Origin of the sequence: Rhodanobacter sp. C03 (assembly GCF_002001175.1) — a bacterium.
Lineage (GTDB): Bacteria > Pseudomonadota > Gammaproteobacteria > Xanthomonadales > Rhodanobacteraceae > Rhodanobacter.
The window spans coordinates 683,318-702,536 of record NZ_MUNT01000006.1; the positions used below are offsets into that span (position 1 = coordinate 683,318).

The following is a 19,219-nucleotide window of genomic DNA, read 5'->3' on the forward strand; positions in this document are numbered from 1 at the left end:
ATTCCTGATCTGATTGAGAAGTGCGCCCGGGGATGGGCGCCTCTTGATCTTTGCGTTCATGGATGAACGCACGAAATTACCGACGCAGGCCGAGGCGTTCGATCAGGGTCTGGTAGCGCGCAAGATCGCGATCCTTCAGATAGCTGAGCAGACGCTTGCGCTGGTTGACCAGCTTCAGCAGACCACGGCGGGAATGGTGATCCTGCTTGTGTTCCTTGAAGTGGCCGGTGAGATGGTCGATGCGGGCGGACAACAGGGCGACTTGGACTTCCGACGAGCCGGTATCGTTCGGCACGCGGCCGAAATCAGCAATGATCTTGCCGGTTTGTTCTGCGGTAAGGGACATGGGTATACGTTTCCTTGGAAAGGCGATGCGAAGCTTGTGCTTGCATCATCGCGATGACGCAAGCACAAGCTTCGCCTAGATGAATGAAAGCGTTGAAATAACCTGTCTATTCTACTGATGGGAGTGGTGTTACAACAAGTGCGCAGCGGCTTTTCGGCGCAATTTCTTCAGTCTGACGGCAGGTTGAAGCCGCGCAGGATGCGCGCACGGCCTTCGTCATCCAGTTCCAGCAACGCCAGCAGCGCGCCATCGCTGGCATAGGCGGCACAGCGGCCACTTGGCGGCGCCTGCGGCAGCGGGATCTGCTGGCCGCGCGAGATCGCCATGCTTTGCTGCTCATCGAGCTGCAGCACCGGCAAATCGGACAATCCAGCCGACACGGGCAACAACCACGCCAGCAAGGCTTCGTCACCCTGTTCCGCCGCCTGCTGCAACTGCTCCAGCGTCACCATGCGCGGCTCGCGGAACGGCTCCACCCATAACCGGCGCAGCGCGGTCAGATGCGCGCCACAGCCCAGATCCTCGCCCAGATCCACCGCCAGCGAGCGCACATAGGTGCCGGAGCCGCACTCCACCAGCAGGGTCAGCGTGTCGTCGGTGCGTGCCAGCAGATCCAGCCGGTGGATCTCTACCTCGCGCGGCGGTACCTCGACGGTCTCGCCACGACGCGCCTTGGCATACAGCCGCTCGCCGTCCTGCTTGAGCGCCGAATACATAGGGGGCACCTGCAGGATGCGGCCGCGCAACTTGACCAGTGCCGCCTCGATGGTAACTTCGTCGAGCGCAGGCAGCGGGCGCTGCCGCACGATCTCGCCTTCGCAATCGGCCGTATCGGTGGTGACGCCGAGCCGGCACTCGGCCACATAGGCCTTACGCGCACCGAGCAGGCTGCCGGCCAGTTTGGTCGCCTCGCCGAAGCACAGCGGCAGCAGACCGGTGGCCAGCGGGTCGAGTGCGCCGGTATGGCCGCCCTTGGCGGCACGCAACAACCGACGCACGGTTTGCAATGCCTGGTTGGAACTCAGACCCAGCGGCTTGTCGAGCAGGACGATGCCGTGCAGGTCGCGGTGCTGGATACGTGGCAGACGACTCATCGGTTCAGCAGTGCCAATGTTCCGGTTCAATCCTGCTTGTCGCCGGTCGACTTGTCGTCCTTGAGCGGTGCCAGATCACGCGCCTGTTCACGCAGCAAGGTTTCGATGCGCTCGCCCTTGTCGACCGAGTCGTCATACTTGAATTTCAGCTCCGGCACCCGGCGCATGCGCATGCCGCTGTGGGCCAGCGAATGGCGGATCTCGTGACCGATCGCGTTGAGTGCCTTCACCGCCGGCACCCCCTGCTCGGGCAGCATGGCCGTCACCCACACGGTGGCCCAGTCCAGGTCGCGGGTGATTTCCACGTCCGACACGCTGACCGACGGCAGCCCGTGGTCGCGCACGGCCGCATGCACCAGCAAACCCAGTTCGCGGCGCAGCTCGGCACCGATGCGGTCGGTACGTTTGAAATCACGGGATGGCATAAGAAAAACCTGGTAGTGAGTTGAGAGGAGTGAGAAACGAGAGAAAGCCGCGGCCACTACTCGTTTCTCACTCCTGTGCACTCGTTTTCTGCTTTAAAGGGTGCGCGCCACTTCCGTGCGCTCGAAGCATTCGATCTGGTCGCCCGGCTTCACGTCGTTGTACTGCTTGACCGCGATGCCGCACTCCATGCCGTTGCGCACTTCGTCGACCAGCTCCTTGAAACGGCGCAGCGATTCCAGTTCGCCTTCGAAGATCACCACGTTGTCGCGCAGCACGCGGATCGGCTTACTGCGCTTGACCGAACCTTCGATGACCATGCAACCGGCCACGGCACCGAACTTGGAGCTGCGGAACACATCGCGAACCTGTGCGGTACCGATGATGTCCTCGCGCACTTCCATGCCGAGCAGGCCAGTCGCCGCCTGGGTCACCTGATCGATCACGTCATAGATGATCGAGAAATAACGCACGTCGAGGCCAGCGGTCTCGATCACCTTGCGTGCCGACGCATCGGCGCGCACGTTGAAGCCGATGACCAGCGCCTTCGAAGCCGCCGCCAGGGTGGCATCGGATTCGTTGATGCCACCGACGCCGGACGAGACCACGTTGACGCGGACACGTTCGTTGCCGATCTGGGTCAGCGACTCGCGCAATGCCTCGACCGAGCCCTGCACATCGCCCTTGACCAGGATGTTGAGCGTCTGCTGCTCCACGCCCTGACCCATCTTCGCGATGATGTCCTCGAGCCGGTTGCTCTTGCTGACCATGCGCGTTTCGCGACGCTTGAGCTCACGCTCCTGCGCGACCTCGCGGGCGAGGCGCTCGTCCTCGACGCAGACGAAGTCATCACCGGTTTCCGGCACACCGGACAGACCCAGCACCTGCACCGGAATCGACGGGCCGGCTTCCAGTACCTGCTTGCCGGTTTCGTCGATCAGGGCGCGCATGCGGCCGTATTCGATACCGCAGACGATGAAATCGCCCTTCTTCAAGGTGCCCTGCTGCACCAGCACAGTCGCTACTGGACCACGGCCACGATCCAGACTGGATTCGATCACCACGCCAGAAGCGCGACCATCGGCCACCGCCCTGAGCTCCATCACCTCAGCCTGCACCGAGATCGCATCGAGCAGATCCTCGACGCCGGCGCCGGTCTTGGCCGATACCGGGATGAACTGGACGTCGCCGCCCCAGTCTTCCGGTACCACTTCGTACTGCACCAGGCCCTGCTTGACGTTGTCCGGATTGGCGCCGTCCTTGTCCATCTTGTTCACCGCGACGATCAGCGGCACCTTGGCGGCGCGCGCATGCTTCACCGCTTCCACCGTCTGCGGCATCACGCCGTCATCGGCCGCCACCACCAGGATCACGATATCGGTCGACTGCGCGCCACGGGCACGCATCGAGGTAAACGCGGCGTGGCCCGGGGTATCCAGGAACGTGATCACGCCCTTGGACGTTTCCACGTGATACGCGCCGATGTGCTGGGTGATGCCACCGGCTTCGCCGGAAGCGACCTTGGTGCGGCGGATGTAATCGAGCAGCGAGGTCTTGCCGTGATCGACATGACCCATGATCGTCACCACCGGCGGGCGCGTGACCTTCTCGCCTTCCAGTTCGACGTTCTGGGTATGTGCCGCCAGCGTTTCCTCGGCATTGTTCTGGCTGTCGGCCACCGGCGTATGGCCGAGTTCCTCGACCACCAGCACCGCGGTATCGTGATCGATGCTCTGGTTGATGGTCGCCATGACGCCCATCTTGAACAGCGCCTTGACCACTTCGGAGCCCTTGACCGCCATCTTCTGCGCCAGCTCGGCGACGATGTTGTTGTCAGTCACCACCACTTCACGCACTACCGGTGCGGTAGGGCGCGAGAAGCCATGCGGACCGGACGGCGCATTGCTGCTGCCGCGCGACATCTCGCGAACACCACCGCGACCTGGCTTGCCACGCTTGTTGCTGCTGGAGGAGCGACGGGCACGATCGGCCTCGCTCAGATGCATCTGGCCGCCGGCGAAACGCTTGCCGCCATCGCGCTCTTCCTTGCTGCCGCTGGTTTCTTCGCGTTCGCGGCCATGCTTTGGCTTGCCACGGGCGTCGCTGGCAGGTGCCGGCGCTGCCGCCGTGTTGCCTGCCACGCCGGGGCGAGCCACCGGCTTCGCGGTGACTACCGGCGCCACGACGGGTGCCGGTGGTGCAGCCACTGGCTTGACCAGCTTTTCGCGTTTGCGCGGCTCATGGATGCGCGGCAGGATCATGCCGAGGTCGCGCTGATCCATCCGCTGCACGGCGGTGGCAGATTCATCTTCGACCTTGTCGGTCGACACGACCTCAGCGGGCTGAGCCGATTCCGGCTCTGCCACTGCATCGGCAGTTGCGTCATCCGCTGCAGGCGCCGCTGCCTTGGCCGCATGCTGTTTCTTTTCTTCCTGTCGCTGCTGCTCGTCCAGAGCGCGCTGCAGCGCTTCCTCATGACGGCGCTGCTCGGCATCGAGGCGATCCTGCTCTTCCTGCTCGCGCTGCTGCTGCGATTCGTGCAGCTTGCGCACGGCATCCTCGCGCTCGGGCTCGGCGCTGGCTTCCTCGGCAATCACGCTGCGCTTGACGTAGGTGCGCTTGGCGCGAACCTCGACGTTGACCGTCTTGGCCGTACCTGCGGCACCGCGGCCGCCCGGCGTGGCCACCTTCAGCTCGCCGACCGTGCGCCGCTTGAGGGTGATCTGGCGCGGCGCGCTGTCATCGACCTCGGCGGCAACCTCGTTCTTGCCATGAGTGCGGCGCAGGAATCCGAGCAGCTTCACCTTCTCGGTGCTGCTGATGACCTGCTCCTGATCGGAGAATTTCATGCCCGCCTCGCCAAGCTGCGTCAGCAGCTTGTCGACCGGCATGCCCAGTACCTGGGCGAGTTGTTTGATCGTGACGTCCGACATCGTGTTCTCTGCTCCGCCGTTCCCGCGCTTGGACCCTGTTCGGCCCTTATCGTCAGTGCGACATTATCCATGCCGCCACCTCCATCCTTGCTGAAAGGCTCCGTAAAGCCTTTCTCGGCACACCCATCCAGGATGCCGCCGTCCGCGGTTAGCCGCCTTTCTCCAGCCGCTCGATCATCGGTGCACGCGCGGCCATGATCAGTGCCGCAGCGCGCTCCTCGTCCATGCCATCGATATCAATCAGGTCGTCGACTGCCAGGTCGGCCAGATCGTCGACCGTGCTCACCTCGCGGGCCGCCAGCGTATAGGCGGTCGCTTCGTCCATGCCGGGCAGCGCCAGCAGTTCGGCGGACGGCTGATGTTCGTCGACGCCCTCCTCCACGGCCAGTGCCTCGGTCAGCAGTGCATCGCGGGCGCGGGCGCGCAGTTCCTCCACGATGTCCTCGTCGAATCCTTCCACCGCCAGCAGCTCGGCGCTTGGCACGTAGGCGATTTCCTCGATGCTGGAGAAACCTTCCTGCACCAGGATGACGGCAATTTCCTGATCCACCTCGAGCTTGTCCATGAACAGCTGGCGCGCGGCCTCCTGCTCGGACTCGCTCTTGGCGGTGACCTGATCCTGGGTCATCACGTTGAGCTGCCAGCCAGTCAGTTTGCTGGCAAGGCGTACGTTCTGGCCACCGCGACCGATCGCCTGGGACAGCTTGTCCTCGGCCACCGCGATGTCCATCGAGTGCTTTTCCTCGTCCATGATGATGGACTGCACTTCGGCCGGCGCCATCGCATTGATGACGAATTGCGCCTGGTTCTCGTGCCACAGGATGATGTCGACGCGCTCGCCGTTCAGATCGTTGGAGACCGCCTGCACGCGCGAACCGCGCATGCCGATGCAGGCGCCGATCGGATCGGTGCGGCTGTCATGCGCCAGCACGGCGATCTTGGCGCGATCGCCCGGATCACGGGCGCAGCCCTTGATCTCGACCAGGCCCTGGCCGACTTCCGGCACTTCCAGCTTGAACAGCTCGATCATGAATTCCGGGGCCGCACGCGACACGAACAGCTGCGGGCCACGCGCTTCGGACTTCACTTCGTACAGGTAGCCACGCACGCGATCGCCGACGCGGGCCGATTCACGTGGAATCGTCTTGTCACGTGGGATGAACGCCTCGGCATTGCTGCCCAGGTCGAGGTAGATGTTGCCGCGCTCGACGCGCTTGACGATGCCGGTGACCAGTTCACCGACGCGGTCGGCGAAGGCATCAACCACCTGCTGGCGCTCGGCTTCGCGCACGCGCTGCACGATCACCTGCTTGGCGGCCTGCGCGGCAATGCGGCCGAATTCGGCATTCTCGACCTGCTGCTCGATGTATTCGCCCACTTCGGCGCCTTCGCGCTCATCCAGCGCATCCATCAGGCGCAGCTGGTAGGACGGCGATTCCATCTCGCCATCGTCGGCAATGACTTCCCAGCGGCGGAAGGTTTCGTACTCGCCGGTATCGTGGTTGATCGACACGCGGATGTCCGGCTCCTCCTCCGGATAGCGCTTCTTCGCGGCCGAGGCCAGCGCGGCCTCCATTGCCTCGAAAATCACATCCAGCGGCACGCCCTTTTCATTGGCAACCGCTTCGACGACCAGCAAAAGCTCTTTGCTCATTGCAGCAACTCCGTAGACATCCGTCCGGATGCCGATGGTTGAATTATTGTGTTCATCCCGAACACGAAACTCGGAACCCGGCCATGGATGGCCGCACTAATTATTTCTTGTCGGGCGTCTTGCCACCACCGCGCTTGGGCTGCGGCGCATAACCCAGCGCCACCCAGTCCGGCACCACCCGCGCACTTTCCACCAGCGCGTGCTCGAATTCGAATGTCTTGCCTTCGGCTTCCAGCACGATGTGCTCGCCTTCCACCGAAACCAGCTTGCCGCGCAGGCGGCGACGGCCTTCCAGCGCCGCCTTCAGCAGCAACTTCACTTCCTGCCCGGACACTTTCGCAAACTGCGCCGCAGTGAACAGCGGCCGGTCGATGCCCGGCGAGGAAACCTCCAGCACGTAATGACCTGGGACCGGATCCTCGACATCAAGCAGCGCGGACAGTTCGCGGCTGGCGCTCTCGCAGTCCTCGATACCGACTTCGCGGCGCTCGTCCTCGCCTGTGCCGCCCTTGTCGAGCAAGTCCAGGTAAACGCGCAGCGTACTCTGTCCATGTGACGGGGTGAACTCCACGCCAAGGCATTCCAGGCCCAGATCGGCCAGTACCTCGGTGAAGCGTTGTGCCAGTGCCTGTGTATCCATGGATTCGCCTTCCCAGCTCACTCTTTCAGAACGGCAGAAACAAAAAATGGGCTCCAACGGCCCATTTCCTTATCTCGCCGATGTCCCTCTCCTACAGCTCCATCCGGCGCCAGAGCCACTCACGGTGGCTCGGCATGACGCATCCGTGCGCCCAACAAAAAAGCCTCACGAGGAGGCTTTCTTGCACCAAGAAAGATCTGGTAGCGGGGGCAGGATTCGAACCTGCGACCTTCGGGTTATGAGCCCGACGAGCTGCCAGACTGCTCCACCCCGCATCAGAGTCCGAAGAGTTTAGCGGGGTGGCCGGTTTCTTGCAAGCCTCAACACCAACAATCCGAAATAAAGCTGCTCCGCGCTGACCTGACAACGATCATCGCGCGGACCCGACATCAAAGTCCGAACGCGGATCGGCACCAGCCCAGCAACGGCCCCCAGTACAGACCCAGCACCAGCAGCGACAATGCATTCAGCGACAGCACCACGCGCAAGGACACATCCGGCTTGGCTTGCAGCACGCTGCCTTCTGCCGGCTTGTCGAAGTACATCACCTTGATCACGTGCAGGTAGTAGTACAGACCGATGATCGCGAACACGATACCGACGATCGCCAGCCACAGCATGTTCGCGTGGATTGCTGCTTCCAGCACCAATGCCTTGGCCCAGAAACCGAACAGCGGCGGCACGCCGGCCAGCGAGAACATTGCCAGCAGCATCAGGAACGCCATCCACGGCGACTTCTGGTTGAGACCCTTCAGGTCGGAAATTTCCTCGCACTCGAAACCCGCGCGGGTCAGCGCCAGCATCACGCCGAACGCCGCCACGCTCATCAGCGCATAGCAGATCGCGTAGAACATCGCCGCGGCATAGCCCTCCGGTCCGGCAGCAGCCAAGCCCAGCAGCAGGTAGCCCATGTGCGAGATGGTCGAATAGGCCAGCATGCGCTTGAGGTTGGTCTGCACGATCGCGACCAGATTACCGATCGCCAGTGAGATCACCGCCAGCACGGCCAGCATCAGCTGCCAGTGCTGCGACAGGTCGCCCATGCCCGAACTGAGCAGACGGTACGCCATGCCGAACGCAGCCAGCTTGGAGCCCGAGGCGATGAACGTGGTGACCGGCGTCGGCGCACCCTGATAGACGTCGGGAATCCACATGTGGAACGGCGCGGCACCGAGCTTGAAGCCGATACCGACGATCATGAAGATCAGCCCGAACAGCAACAGATTCGGCGCGGTGGTGTAGCTCATCACGTTGTGCAGCTGCGCCAGATCCAGGCTCGGCGTGCCACCCATGCCGGAGGCACCGTAAACCATCGACATGCCATACAGCAGCATGCCCGAGGCCAGCGCGCCCAGCACGAAGTACTTGATCGCCGCCTCGGACGGCAGCCTTGCATCACGGTTCAATGCGACCAGCGCATACGACGACAGCGACAGCAGCTCCAGCCCCAGGTACACGGTGACCAGGTTGCCAGCCGAGACCAGCAGCATGATGCCGATCACCGCGAAAATCATCAGCGTGTAGAACTCGCCGCTGAGCAGCTTGCGGTCGATCAGGTATGGCCGCGCGTAGACGAACACCAGCGCCGTGGTGAGCAGCGCGAAGACCTTGAGGATCTCCGACGTCTCGTCACGAATGAACATGCCGCCGAATGCCGTCACCGACTGCGGCGGCTGCCCCATCACCAGCAGGTAGGCTGCCACCAGCAACACGGCGATCGACAGCCAGTGCAGCACCGGGCGCTGCGCGGGTTTCATCCAAGCGTCCAGCAACAACAGCACGCATGCCGCCACCACCAGATAGAACTCCGGCAGCATGATCAGGATGTCATTCAAGGTTGGCATGTTTGGTCCCGATCAAATCTTGTGAATGGCGAGCTGCTGCACCAGCTGCGACACCGAGCTGTCCATCAGATGGACCAGCGGCTGCGGCCAGATACCCAGCGCCAGCACGGCGGCGGCAAAGGAAACCAGCACGAAGGCCTCGCGGCCGTTGATTTCCTTCATCTCGGCCACGTGCGGATTGGTGATGTCGCCCCACAACACGCGCTTGACCAGCCACAGCGTGTACGCCGCGCCGATGATCAGGGTGAATGCGGCAAACAGCGCGATCCACGGATTCGCCGCGAAGCTGGCCAGGATCACCATGAACTCGCCGACGAAACCGCTGGTGCCCGGCAGACCGCAGTTCGCCATCGCGAACAGCACGTAGAAGAAACCGAACCACGGCATCACGTTGATCACGCCGCCGTAATCCTTGATCGAGCGCGTGTGCAGGCGGTCGTACATCACGCCGATGCAGGTAAACATCGCGCCGGAGACGAAGCCGTGCGAGATCATCTGGATCATCGCACCCTGCATGCCGAGCAGCGCCATGTCGGTATTCCCCGACTCGCGTACCAGCAAGAAGGCGATGAAGATGCCCAGCGTGACGAAGCCCATATGGGCCACCGAGGAATACGCCACCAGCTTCTTCATGTCCTCCTGCACCAGCGCGACATAGCCGATGTAGACGATCGCGATCAGGCTCATCACGATGATCAGCCAAGCATAGTGCGCACCCGCATCCGGCACGATCGGCAGGATGAAGCGCAGCATTCCATAGGTACCGACCTTCAGCATCACCGCCGCCAGCACCACCGAGCCGCCGGTCGGCGCCTCCACGTGGGCATCCGGCAACCAGGTATGCACCGGCACCATCGGCACCTTGATCGCGAACGCGATCAGGAAAGCGAAGAAGATCCAGGTCTGTTCCTGCATCGTCAGCGGCAGCGCCGCCAACGTGGCGAGGTCGAACGTGTGCGCCTTCTGGTACAGGTACAGCAGCGCGATCAGCATGAAGACCGAGCCGAAGAACGTGTAGATGAAGAACTTCAGCGTTGCGTATACCCGCCGCGGGCCACCCCAGATACCGATCAGGATGAACATCGGGATCAGGATCGCCTCGAACAGCGCGTAGAACAGCAGCGCGTCGGTGGCGCAGAACACGCCGATCAGCAGGCCTTCCAGCATCAGCATGGCGGCCATGTACTGGTGCGGCTTGTCCTGGATGACTTCCCACGCGCCGGCGATTACCAGGATGCCGACAAAGGTGGTCATCAGGATCAGCGCCACCGAGATGCCATCAGCCGCCAGGCTGTAATGGACGTTCCATGAGGCGATCCACAGATAGCTTTCGGTCAGCTGCATGCCACCCGCGTCAGGGTGGTACTGCACCAGCAGGAACAGGCTGACTACGAAGGTCAGCACCGCCACCAGCAGCGCCAACCAGCGCGCCAAATTGGGACGGCTGGAGCCGGCAAGCAGCACCGGGATGGCCCCGGCGACGGGGAGCCAGATCAGCAGGCTGAGCAAGTGATTGAACATGTGTGCTTGCTTCCCTTATTGCCCGACCAGGCCGGAACCGATCGGCCCAGAACCAAAGAACCAGTACCCGCCAAGCAGCAGGATCAGGCCAAGAATCATCGCGAAGGCATAGTGATAGAGATAACCCGACTGCAGACGACGCGTCGTGGCAGCGATACGGTGAATCACGCTCACCGAGCCGTTGACCATGGTGTCGTCGATCACCGCCGTATCACCCGCCTTCCAGAACAGTCGGCCGAGCTTGACGCCACCGCGGGCAAATACCGCGAAGTAGACGTCGTCGACCCAGTACTTGCGATCAAGCACGGTCCACAGCGGCTTCAACGCCGACTTGATCTTGCCAGCCATGGCCGGGTTGAACAGGTAGATGTAGGTGGTGATCACGAACGCCGTCAGCACCAGGGCGAACGGCAGACTCCAGAAGCCGTGCAAAGCCATGTCCGTGGCACCATGGAATTCCTGACCGAGTTCGGCCAGCACATTGTTCGCCTCGTCCACATGGATCGCACTGCCGAACCAGTTGCCGAACAGCATTGGCCCGACCGTGAAGAAACCAACCAGCAGTGACGGGATCGCCAACAGCACCAGCGGCAGCGTCACCACCCACGGCGATTCCTTAGGCGCATGTTCCAGCACACCCGGCTCATGGTGGCCGTGATCGTCGTCATGGTGACCATGGCCGTGATGCGCGACGACCGTGAAGCGCTCCTTGCCGTGGAACGTCAGGAACATCTGGCGGAACGTGTACAGACTAGTCACCAGCACACCGGCCATCACGCAGAAATACGCGTAATGCGCACCCCAGCGATGCGATTCGCCGACCGCCTCGATGATGGCGTCCTTCGAGTAGAAGCCCGAGGTGAACGGTACCGCCACCAGTGCCAGCGAGCCGATCCACATGGTGATCCAGGTGATCGGCATGTACTTGCGCAGGCCGCCCATGTAGCGCATGTCCTGCTCGTGGTGCATCGCGATGATCACCGAGCCGGCGCCGAGGAACAACAGAGCCTTGAAGAACGCATGCGTCATCAGGTGATACACCGCACCGCTGTACATCGACACGCCCAGCGCCACCGTCATGTAACCGAGCTGCGACAGCGTTGAGTACGCAATCACCCGCTTGATGTCGTTCTGTACGATGCCAATCAGACCAGTGAACAGCGCCGTGGTCGCACCGATCACCAGCACGAAGCTGAGCGCGGTCGAGGACAGTTCGAACAGCGGCGACATGCGCGCCACCATGAAGATACCGGCGGTCACCATCGTTGCCGCATGGATCAGCGCGGAGATCGGGGTCGGGCCTTCCATCGAGTCGGGCAGCCACACGTGCAGCGGCACCTGCGCCGACTTGCCCATCGCACCTATGAACAGGCAGATGCAGATCACCGTGGCGGCATCCCACTGCGTGCCAGCGGTGATCTGCAGGGTCTTGCCGATCAGCGAAGGCGCCGAGCCGAACGCGGTGGCGTAATCCAGCGTACCGAGGAAATACAGCACCGCCGCGATGCCGAGCAGGAAGCCGAAATCGCCCACGCGGTTGACCAGGAACGCCTTCAGATTCGCGAAGATCGCGGTCGGCCGCTTGTACCAGAAGCCGATCAGCAGATACGACACCAGGCCCACCGCTTCCCAGCCGAAGAACAGCTGCATGAAGTTGTTGCTCATCACCAGCATGAACATCGAGAAGGTGAATAGCGAGATGTAGCTGAAGAAGCGCTTGTAGCCGTCGTCGTCGGCCATGTAGCCGATGGTGTACACGTGCACCAGCAGCGACACGAAGCTCACCACCACCAGCATCATCGCGGTCAGGCGGTCGACCAGGAAGCCGACGCTGGCGTTGAAGTGACCGATCTGGAACCAGGTGTAGATGTTCTGGTTGTACGTCTCCGCGCCGCCCAGGGTGAGCTGGTACAGCACATAGAACGACAGCGCGCAGGAGATCGCCACGCCGAGGATGGTGACCGTGTGCGAACCGGCACGGCCGAGGAACTTGCCCAGGAAGCCCGCCAGCAGGCAACCGACCAGCGGGGCCAGCGCGATCGTCAGCAGAATGGATGTCGAAAGCTGCATCGGATCAACCCTTCATGCTGTCGATGTCGGCGATATTGATCGTGCTGCGATTGCGGAACAGCAGCACCAGGATCGCCAGGCCGATGGCAGCTTCTGCCGCGGCCACGGTAAGGATGAAGAACACGAACACCTGCCCCGACACATCGCCGAGGAAGCGCGAGAAAGCCACGAAGTTCATGTTCACCGCAAGCAGCATCAGCTCGATCGACATCAGCAGCACGATCACGTTCTTGCGGTTGATGAACAGGCCGGCGACGGCGATGCAGAACAGCACCGCGCCAAGCACGATGTAGTGCGAGAGCGTGATCATGATTTGGATTCCTGCGGCGGGACCGGCGTTTCGTCGACAGGGCGCTCGGCCGCCATCTTCACGAGGCGGACGCGATCACGCGGGTTGACCTTGACCTGCTGGCTGGCCGACTCGTAACGCGCGTCGGCGCGCTTGCGCAGGGTCAGTGCCACCGCCGCGACCACACCCACGGTGAGGATCAGCGCGGCGACCTCGAACGGCAGCAGGTATTGCGTGTACAACGCGCGACCCAGCCATGCCGTGTTGGATGTGCCCGCTGCGGCAGCCGGATCGGCGCCCATGACCTGCGTGTGCATCGCACGCACGCCGATCAGGCCAAGCATCTCCACCAGCATCGCCGCCGCCACGATCAGGCCGACCGGCAGGAACTTCACGAAGCCCTCGCGCATCTTCTCCTGGTCGATGTCGAGCATCATCACCACGAACAGGAACAGCACCATCACCGCGCCGACATAGACCACGATCAGCGCCAGTGCCAGGAACTCGGCATCCAGCAGCATCCACAGGCAGGCGGCACTGAAGAACGTCAGCACCAGCGCGAGCACGGCATGCACAGTGTTCTTCAGCGTGATCACCGACAGCGCGGCGGCCACGGTGACGAAGCCGAAGGCGTAGAAACAGATGAGTTGGAACAGTTGGGGATTCATCGTTGGCCTCAGCGGTACGCCGCGTCTTGCGCACGGTCGGCGGCAATCTGCTGCTCGAAGCGGTCACCGATGGCCAGCAGCTGCTGCTTGGTCACCACGTTCTCGCCGCGATGCTCGAAGTGATACTCGTGGATGCTGGTCTCGACGATCGAGTCGACCGGGCAGCTCTCTTCGCAGAAGCCGCAGAAGATGCACTTGAACAGGTCGATGTCGTAGCGCGTGGTACGGCGCTGGCCGTCGCTCTCGCGTGGTGCCGAGTCGATCGTGATCGCCAGCGCCGGGCACACCGCCTCGCACAGCTTGCACGCGATGCAGCGTTCCTCACCGTTCGCATAGCGGCGCAGCGCATGCAGGCCGCGGAAGCGGTTCGACTTCGGAATGTGCTCCATCGGATAGCGCACGGTGTACTTCGGCTTGAACATGTAACGCAGGGTCAGGCCCATGCCCTGGAACAGCTCGACCAGCAGCAGGCTCTTGAAATAATGGGTAATGCGGGACATGGCTTTCTTCAGACCCCCGTGCCGATGGTGACCAGGCCGTAGTACTTCATGCAGCCGGCCACGAGAACCCACACGATGGCGATGGGGATGAACACCTTCCAGCCCAGCCGCATGATCTGGTCATAGCGGTAGCGCGGAAAGGTGGCGCGGAACCACAGGAACATGAAGGCGAACAGGAACGCCTTGATGAACAGCCAGATAAAGCCGCCCTGGCCGATGAAGCCCCACGTATCGGGGAACGGCGACAGCCAGCCGCCCATGAACAGGATCGCGGCCAGGAAGCTGACCAGGATCATGTTGGCGTATTCGGCCAGGAAGAAGATCGCGAAAGCCGAACCGGAATATTCCACGTGGAAACCGGCGACGATTTCCGACTCGCCCTCGGCCACGTCGAACGGCGCGCGGTTGGTCTCGGCCACGCCGGAGATGAAATAGATCACGAACACCGGCAGCAACGGCAGCCAGAACCAGTCGAACAGACCCTTGTGGCCGGCCTGCGCGTTGACGATGTCGGTCAAGTTCAGCGAACCGGCCAGCACCAGCACGCAGACCAGGCACAGACCCATCGCCAGTTCATACGAGATCACCTGCGCGGCCGAACGCATCGCACCGAGCAGTGCGTAGCGCGAGTTGGATGCCCAACCGGCCAGGATGATGCCGTACACGCCCATCGAGGTCATCGCCAGCAGATACAGCACGCCGGCATTCGCGTTGGATAGCACCATCTTGCTGCTGAACGGAACCACCGCCCACGCCGCCAGCGCCGGGATCAGCGCCAGCAACGGCGCCAGGTAATACAGCGCCCGGTTCGCCTTGGTCGGCAGGATCACTTCCTTGATCAGCAGCTTGACCACGTCGGCGAATGCCTGCAGCAGGCCGAACGGACCGATCTTGTTCGGCCCCAGGCGCACGTGCATCCAGCCGATGACCTTGCGTTCCCAGTACACGAACATCGCCACCGCGATGATCAGCGGCACCGTGATGCACAGGATGTAGATGATCGGCCACAAGAGCTGGTTGATAAGTTGATCAGCCATGATGCTTATGCCTTGCTCAAGGTGATGGCCGCGCCATACGGCGGCAGCGTGGCGGTGAGATCCTGGGCAGCCTCGATCCATGCCGTGCCGTCCGGCACGGCCACATCGACCACCAGCGGCAGCAGCACGTCGCCGAGGCGCACCTGCGTACCGTGGGCCAGACCGAGCCGCTGTGCCTCAGCCGCATTCAGACGTACCGCCGGGGCACGATTGAGCGGATGTGCGTTCAACGCGGTGGCACGACGCAACACCGCATCGCCACGATAGATCGGCCAGGTGGCGAGACGGGTCAAGCCGGCGGCAACCGCACGTGCGGCCAGACCGCTGCGTGGCGCCGCGGCACGTTCGCTGATGCCGTCACGCAGACCGGCCAGATCGTCGAACTCGAAACCGGCCAACTTCAACGCGCCGCCCAACGCACGCAACACCTTCCAGCCAGGACGAGCCTGACCGGGTGCCTTGGCACCGGCGCTGACGCCCTGCGCCAAGCCATCGACATTGACCAGAGTCGCATCGATTTCCGGCAGCAGCGCGATCGGCAGGATCACGTCGGCCACTTCGCGCAACGCGGTGCTGGCGTAGGCGCTGAACGCCACCACCTGCTCCGCACTGCGCAGCGCCTTCAGTGTTGTCGCACCATCGGCGAAATCGTGCGGCGGCTCGACGCCATACAGCACGTAACTCTTGCGTGGCTGCGCCAGCATCGCCTGCGCGTCGAGCCCACCATTACCCGGCAGTACGCCGAGCTTGGCCAGACCCACAGCATTCGCGCCCACCGGCAGTTCGTTGTAACCGGCGCCAGTGGCGTCGGCAATGAACCGGGCCAGTGCACGCAGCCATGAAGCCTGCGGATGCGTGACCGCGGCTTCACCAAGAATCACAACTGCACTGCCCGATTTCAGCGCAGCGATCGCATCGTTGTCGCCCTGATCGCCAGTCGCAGCATCGATCGCGTCGACCAGCGTCGCCGGTGCCGTTGCACCGGCGGCCACGGCCGACTTGGCCAGTGCCAGCAGCGCCTCGACCAGCGTCTGCGGCGCGACGATGGATTCGCCAGCCAGGTTGTAATTGAAATCGAAGCTCGCAGGATTGACCGTGTAGACCTTGGCGCCCTTCTTCACCGCCTGATGCAGGCGATGGTTGAGCAAGGGCATTTCGTGACGCAGATCGGAGCCGACCAGCAAGGCAGCCTTGACCTGCGCGACGTCGGTGACTGGCAGCGCGAAACTGCTGGCAAAGGCGTTGTCGGCAAAGTCGAGCTGACGCAGACGATGATCGACATGTGCGCTACCCAGACCACGGGCCAGACGCATCAGCAGATCGCCTTCCTCGTTCGAGCTGCCCGGATGCACCAGGATGCCGAGCTCGCTGCCCGGCACCTTCTTCAGCGCCTCACCGGCAAACTGCAAGGCATCTTCCCAGGTGGTCGTCTGCCACTGGCCGTTGCGCTTCACTTCCGGCGCATGGATACGGTCGGCCGCGTACAGGCCCTGGTGGCTGTAGCGGTCGCGATCGGACAGCCAGCATTCGTTGATCGTTTCGTTGTCGCGCGGCACCGTGCGCAGCACTTCACCGCGGCGCGTATGCACCCACAGGTTGGAGCCGAGCGCGTCGTGATAAGCAATCGACGGCTTGGCAATCAGCTCCCAGGCGCGCGCCTGGAACTGGAACGGCTTGTTGGTCAGCGCGCCAACCGGGCAGACGTCGACGATATTGCCGGACAGCTCCGTCTCGATCGTCTTGCCGATATAAGTGCCAATCTGCAGGTTCTCGCCACGACTCATGCCGCCCAGTTCATAGGTGCCGGCAATCTCGCTGGTGAAGCGCACGCAGCGCGTGCACTGGATGCAGCGGGTCATCTCGGTGGCGACCAGCGGCCCGAGGTTCTCGTCGGCGATGGTGCGCTTGCGTTCGGTGTAGCGCGACACGCTGCGGCCGTAACCCAGCGCCACGTCCTGCAGCTCGCACTCGCCGCCCTGATCGCAGATCGGGCAGTCGAGCGGATGGTTGATCAGCAGGAACTCCATCACGTCTTTCTGGAATTTCAGCGCCTTGTCCGAGCGCGTCATCACCTTCATGCCTTCCGCTACTGGAGTAGCACACGCCGGCTGCGGCTTGGGCATCAGCTTGCCGCCCATTTCCACGTCGACCAGGCACATGCGGCAGTTCGCGGCGATCGGCAGTTTGCGGTGATAGCAGAAGCGCGGGATCGCGACGCCGATCGCGTCGGCCGCCTCGATGATCATCGCGCCCTTGCGGATCTGCGTGGGCTTGCCATCGACCTCGATGTTGATCAGGTCGGGCGCGGTGTTATTGCTGGGCTGCGCACTCATGCGGCAACTCCCTGGTTGGCTTCGGCCAGTTGGTCATCAACCATCGAGCGCCCGTGCTGCACAAAATATTCGAATTCGTTCCAGAAACGCGCGAGGAAACCTTGCACCGGCCACGCCGCAGCTTCGCCGAACGCGCAGATGGTGTGACCCTCGATCTGGCCGGCAATCGCCTTCAGGCGGTGCAGGTCGTCCTGGGTGCCCTTGCCTTCGACGATGCGCGAAAGCACGCGGTACATCCAGCCGGTACCTTCGCGGCACGGCGTGCACTGACCGCAGGACTCGGCCATGTAGAAACGCGAGATGCGATGACAGACCTTGACCATGCAGGTGGTCTCGTCCATCACGATCACCGCGCCGGAACCGAGGCCCGAACCGGCCTTCTGCAGGCAGTCATAGTCCATCGTGCTCTCGAGCATGATGTCGGCCGGCAGCACCTTCATCGAGGAGCCGCCCGGAATCACCGCCTTCAGCTGGTTGCCGTTGCGCACACCGCCAGCCAGCGCCAGCAGATCCTTGAACGAGGTACCAAGACGAATCTCGAAGTTGCCCGGGTTGTTGACGTGACCGGACACCGAGAAGATCTTCGGGCCGCCGTTGTTCGGCTTGCCGAGATTGAGGAACCAGTCGGCGCCATTGCGCAGGATCGCCGGCACCGAGGCATAGGTCTCGGTGTTGTTGATCGTCGTTGGCTTGCCATACAGGCCGAAACCGGCCGGAAACGGCGGCTTGAAGCGCGGCTGGCCCTTCTTGCCTTCCAGCGATTCCATCAGCGCGGTTTCCTCACCGCAGATGTAGGCGCCGGCGCCGAGCGCGTTGTGGATATCCACGTCGATGCCACTGCCCTGCACGTTCTTGCCAAGCAGGCCGGCCGCATACGCTTCCTTGAGCGCTTCTTCGAGGTGTTCGTACGGCTCGTGATGGAATTCGCCACGCAGGTAGTTGTAGGCCACGGTCGAGCCGGTGCAATAGCAGGCGATGGCCATGCCCTCGATCACCGAATGCGGGTTGTAGCGCAGGATGTCGCGATCCTTTGACGTGCCCGGTTCGGATTCGTCCGAGTTGCACAGGATGTATTTCTGCATCGTGCCTTTGGGCATGAACGACCACTTCAGCCCGGTCGGGAAACCCGCGCCACCGCGACCGCGCAGGCTGCTCTTCTTGATTTCCTCGATCAATGCGGCCGGATCGGGCTTCTCGGCGAGGATCTTCTTCCACGCCTTGTAGCCGTCGACCTGCAGATAGCTGTCCATCGACCACGGCGTGTCGAAATGCAGCGTCGTGTAGACGACCTGATGTTCCTGCGGGGCGGGTCCGACGGCCATTATTTCAACCCATCCAGAATTTCGTCGAGCTTCTCGGGAGTGAGCCGCTCGTGGTAATGCCCGTTCACCGTCATCGCTGGCGCGTACACGCAAGCGGCGATGCACTCCTCTTCCTGCTTCAGATAGATGCGGCCGTCCGGCGTGCTCTCACCGGTCTTGATGCCGAGCTTCTTCTCGCAGTGGCGCACCAGGCCTTCCGCACCGTTGAGCCAGCACGAGATGTTGGTGCAGATCGCCACGTTGTTGCGGCCGACCGGCTTGGTCTCGAGCATCGAGTAGAAGCTCGAAACCTCGTACGCCCACACTGCCGGCAGGTCGAGGTACTTCGCGACCGCGGTGATCAGTTCATCGGTGAGGAAGCCCTGGTTCTGCTCCTGCGCGGCGAACAGCGCCTGGATCAGCGCCGAGCGCTTGCGATCCGGCGGGAACTTGGCCACCCACTCATCGATGTGATGGCGGGTATGGTCGGTGAGTACGACGAGCGGATCGACGTTCCTGACCTGCTCGAAATGTCCGGTGGCTTTCATGCGTTTCTCCGTCGTGCC

Annotated in this window: 16 protein-coding genes and 1 tRNA gene; all 17 read right to left on the minus strand. The window is 62.8% G+C overall.

Going from position 1 to position 19,219, the window contains the following annotated elements; all coding sequences use genetic code 11:
• Window positions 1-76: 76 nt before the first annotated feature.
• Window positions 77-346 carry a 30S ribosomal protein S15 gene (rpsO, locus tag B0E48_RS11270; protein ID WP_077518183.1) on the minus strand — a complete coding sequence of 90 codons (270 nt, stop codon included), beginning with the start codon at window positions 344-346 and terminating at the stop codon, window positions 77-79.
• Window positions 347-513: 167 nt separating this feature from the next.
• Window positions 514-1,440, minus strand: a complete 927-nt coding sequence (gene truB, locus B0E48_RS11275) for a tRNA pseudouridine(55) synthase TruB (RefSeq protein ID WP_077518184.1) — start codon at window positions 1,438-1,440, stop codon at window positions 514-516.
• Between the two features lie 26 nt (window positions 1,441-1,466).
• On the minus strand, window positions 1,467-1,865 hold the full coding sequence (gene rbfA, locus B0E48_RS11280) for a 30S ribosome-binding factor RbfA (protein ID WP_077518185.1): 399 nt from the start codon (window positions 1,863-1,865) through the stop codon (window positions 1,467-1,469).
• Between the two features lie 93 nt (window positions 1,866-1,958).
• Window positions 1,959-4,796: a translation initiation factor IF-2 gene (infB, locus tag B0E48_RS11285; protein ID WP_077518186.1), complete on the minus strand. Its 2,838-nt coding sequence runs from the start codon at window positions 4,794-4,796 to the stop codon at window positions 1,959-1,961.
• Between the two features lie 148 nt (window positions 4,797-4,944).
• On the minus strand, window positions 4,945-6,450 hold the full coding sequence (nusA, locus tag B0E48_RS11290; RefSeq protein WP_077518187.1) for a transcription termination factor NusA: 1,506 nt from the start codon (window positions 6,448-6,450) through the stop codon (window positions 4,945-4,947).
• Window positions 6,451-6,550: 100 nt separating this feature from the next.
• Window positions 6,551-7,090, minus strand: coding sequence for a ribosome maturation factor RimP (gene rimP / locus B0E48_RS11295; protein WP_077518419.1), 540 nt, complete (start codon window positions 7,088-7,090; stop codon window positions 6,551-6,553).
• A gap of 198 nt (window positions 7,091-7,288) precedes the next feature.
• Window positions 7,289-7,365 (minus strand) — tRNA-Met (locus B0E48_RS11300).
• Window positions 7,366-7,479: 114 nt separating this feature from the next.
• Window positions 7,480-8,934: an NADH-quinone oxidoreductase subunit NuoN gene (nuoN, locus tag B0E48_RS11305; RefSeq protein WP_077518188.1), complete on the minus strand. Its 1,455-nt coding sequence runs from the start codon at window positions 8,932-8,934 to the stop codon at window positions 7,480-7,482.
• Between the two features lie 12 nt (window positions 8,935-8,946).
• Window positions 8,947-10,455: an NADH-quinone oxidoreductase subunit M gene (locus B0E48_RS11310; protein ID WP_077518189.1), complete on the minus strand. Its 1,509-nt coding sequence runs from the start codon at window positions 10,453-10,455 to the stop codon at window positions 8,947-8,949.
• Window positions 10,456-10,470: 15 nt separating this feature from the next.
• The gene (gene nuoL, locus B0E48_RS11315; protein ID WP_077518190.1) at window positions 10,471-12,525 is read right to left on the minus strand and encodes an NADH-quinone oxidoreductase subunit L; all 2,055 of its coding nucleotides are present in this window, start codon (window positions 12,523-12,525) and stop codon (window positions 10,471-10,473) included.
• A gap of 4 nt (window positions 12,526-12,529) precedes the next feature.
• On the minus strand, window positions 12,530-12,838 hold the full coding sequence (gene nuoK, locus B0E48_RS11320) for an NADH-quinone oxidoreductase subunit NuoK (RefSeq protein ID WP_217318004.1): 309 nt from the start codon (window positions 12,836-12,838) through the stop codon (window positions 12,530-12,532).
• Entirely contained in the window at window positions 12,832-13,482 is a 651-nt protein-coding gene (locus B0E48_RS11325) for an NADH-quinone oxidoreductase subunit J (protein ID WP_077518191.1), read from the minus strand. Before B0E48_RS11325 ends, nuoK begins: the two co-directional genes overlap by 7 nt.
• Window positions 13,483-13,490: 8 nt before the next feature.
• A complete protein-coding gene (nuoI, locus tag B0E48_RS11330) occupies window positions 13,491-13,982 on the minus strand; it encodes an NADH-quinone oxidoreductase subunit NuoI (RefSeq protein WP_077443807.1) in 492 nt (163 codons plus the stop codon).
• Window positions 13,983-13,990: 8 nt separating this feature from the next.
• Window positions 13,991-15,019 carry an NADH-quinone oxidoreductase subunit NuoH gene (gene nuoH / locus B0E48_RS11335; protein ID WP_077518192.1) on the minus strand — a complete coding sequence of 343 codons (1,029 nt, stop codon included), beginning with the start codon at window positions 15,017-15,019 and terminating at the stop codon, window positions 13,991-13,993.
• 5 nt (window positions 15,020-15,024) lie between these two features.
• Entirely contained in the window at window positions 15,025-17,352 is a 2,328-nt protein-coding gene (gene nuoG, locus B0E48_RS11340) for an NADH-quinone oxidoreductase subunit NuoG (protein WP_077518193.1), read from the minus strand.
• The gene (gene nuoF, locus B0E48_RS11345) at window positions 17,349-18,674 is read right to left on the minus strand and encodes an NADH-quinone oxidoreductase subunit NuoF (protein WP_077518194.1); all 1,326 of its coding nucleotides are present in this window, start codon (window positions 18,672-18,674) and stop codon (window positions 17,349-17,351) included. Before nuoF ends, nuoG begins: the two co-directional genes overlap by 4 nt.
• A complete protein-coding gene (gene nuoE, locus B0E48_RS11350) occupies window positions 18,674-19,201 on the minus strand; it encodes an NADH-quinone oxidoreductase subunit NuoE (protein ID WP_077518195.1) in 528 nt (175 codons plus the stop codon). Before nuoE ends, nuoF begins: the two co-directional genes overlap by 1 nt.
• Between the last annotated feature and the right edge of the window lie 18 nt (window positions 19,202-19,219).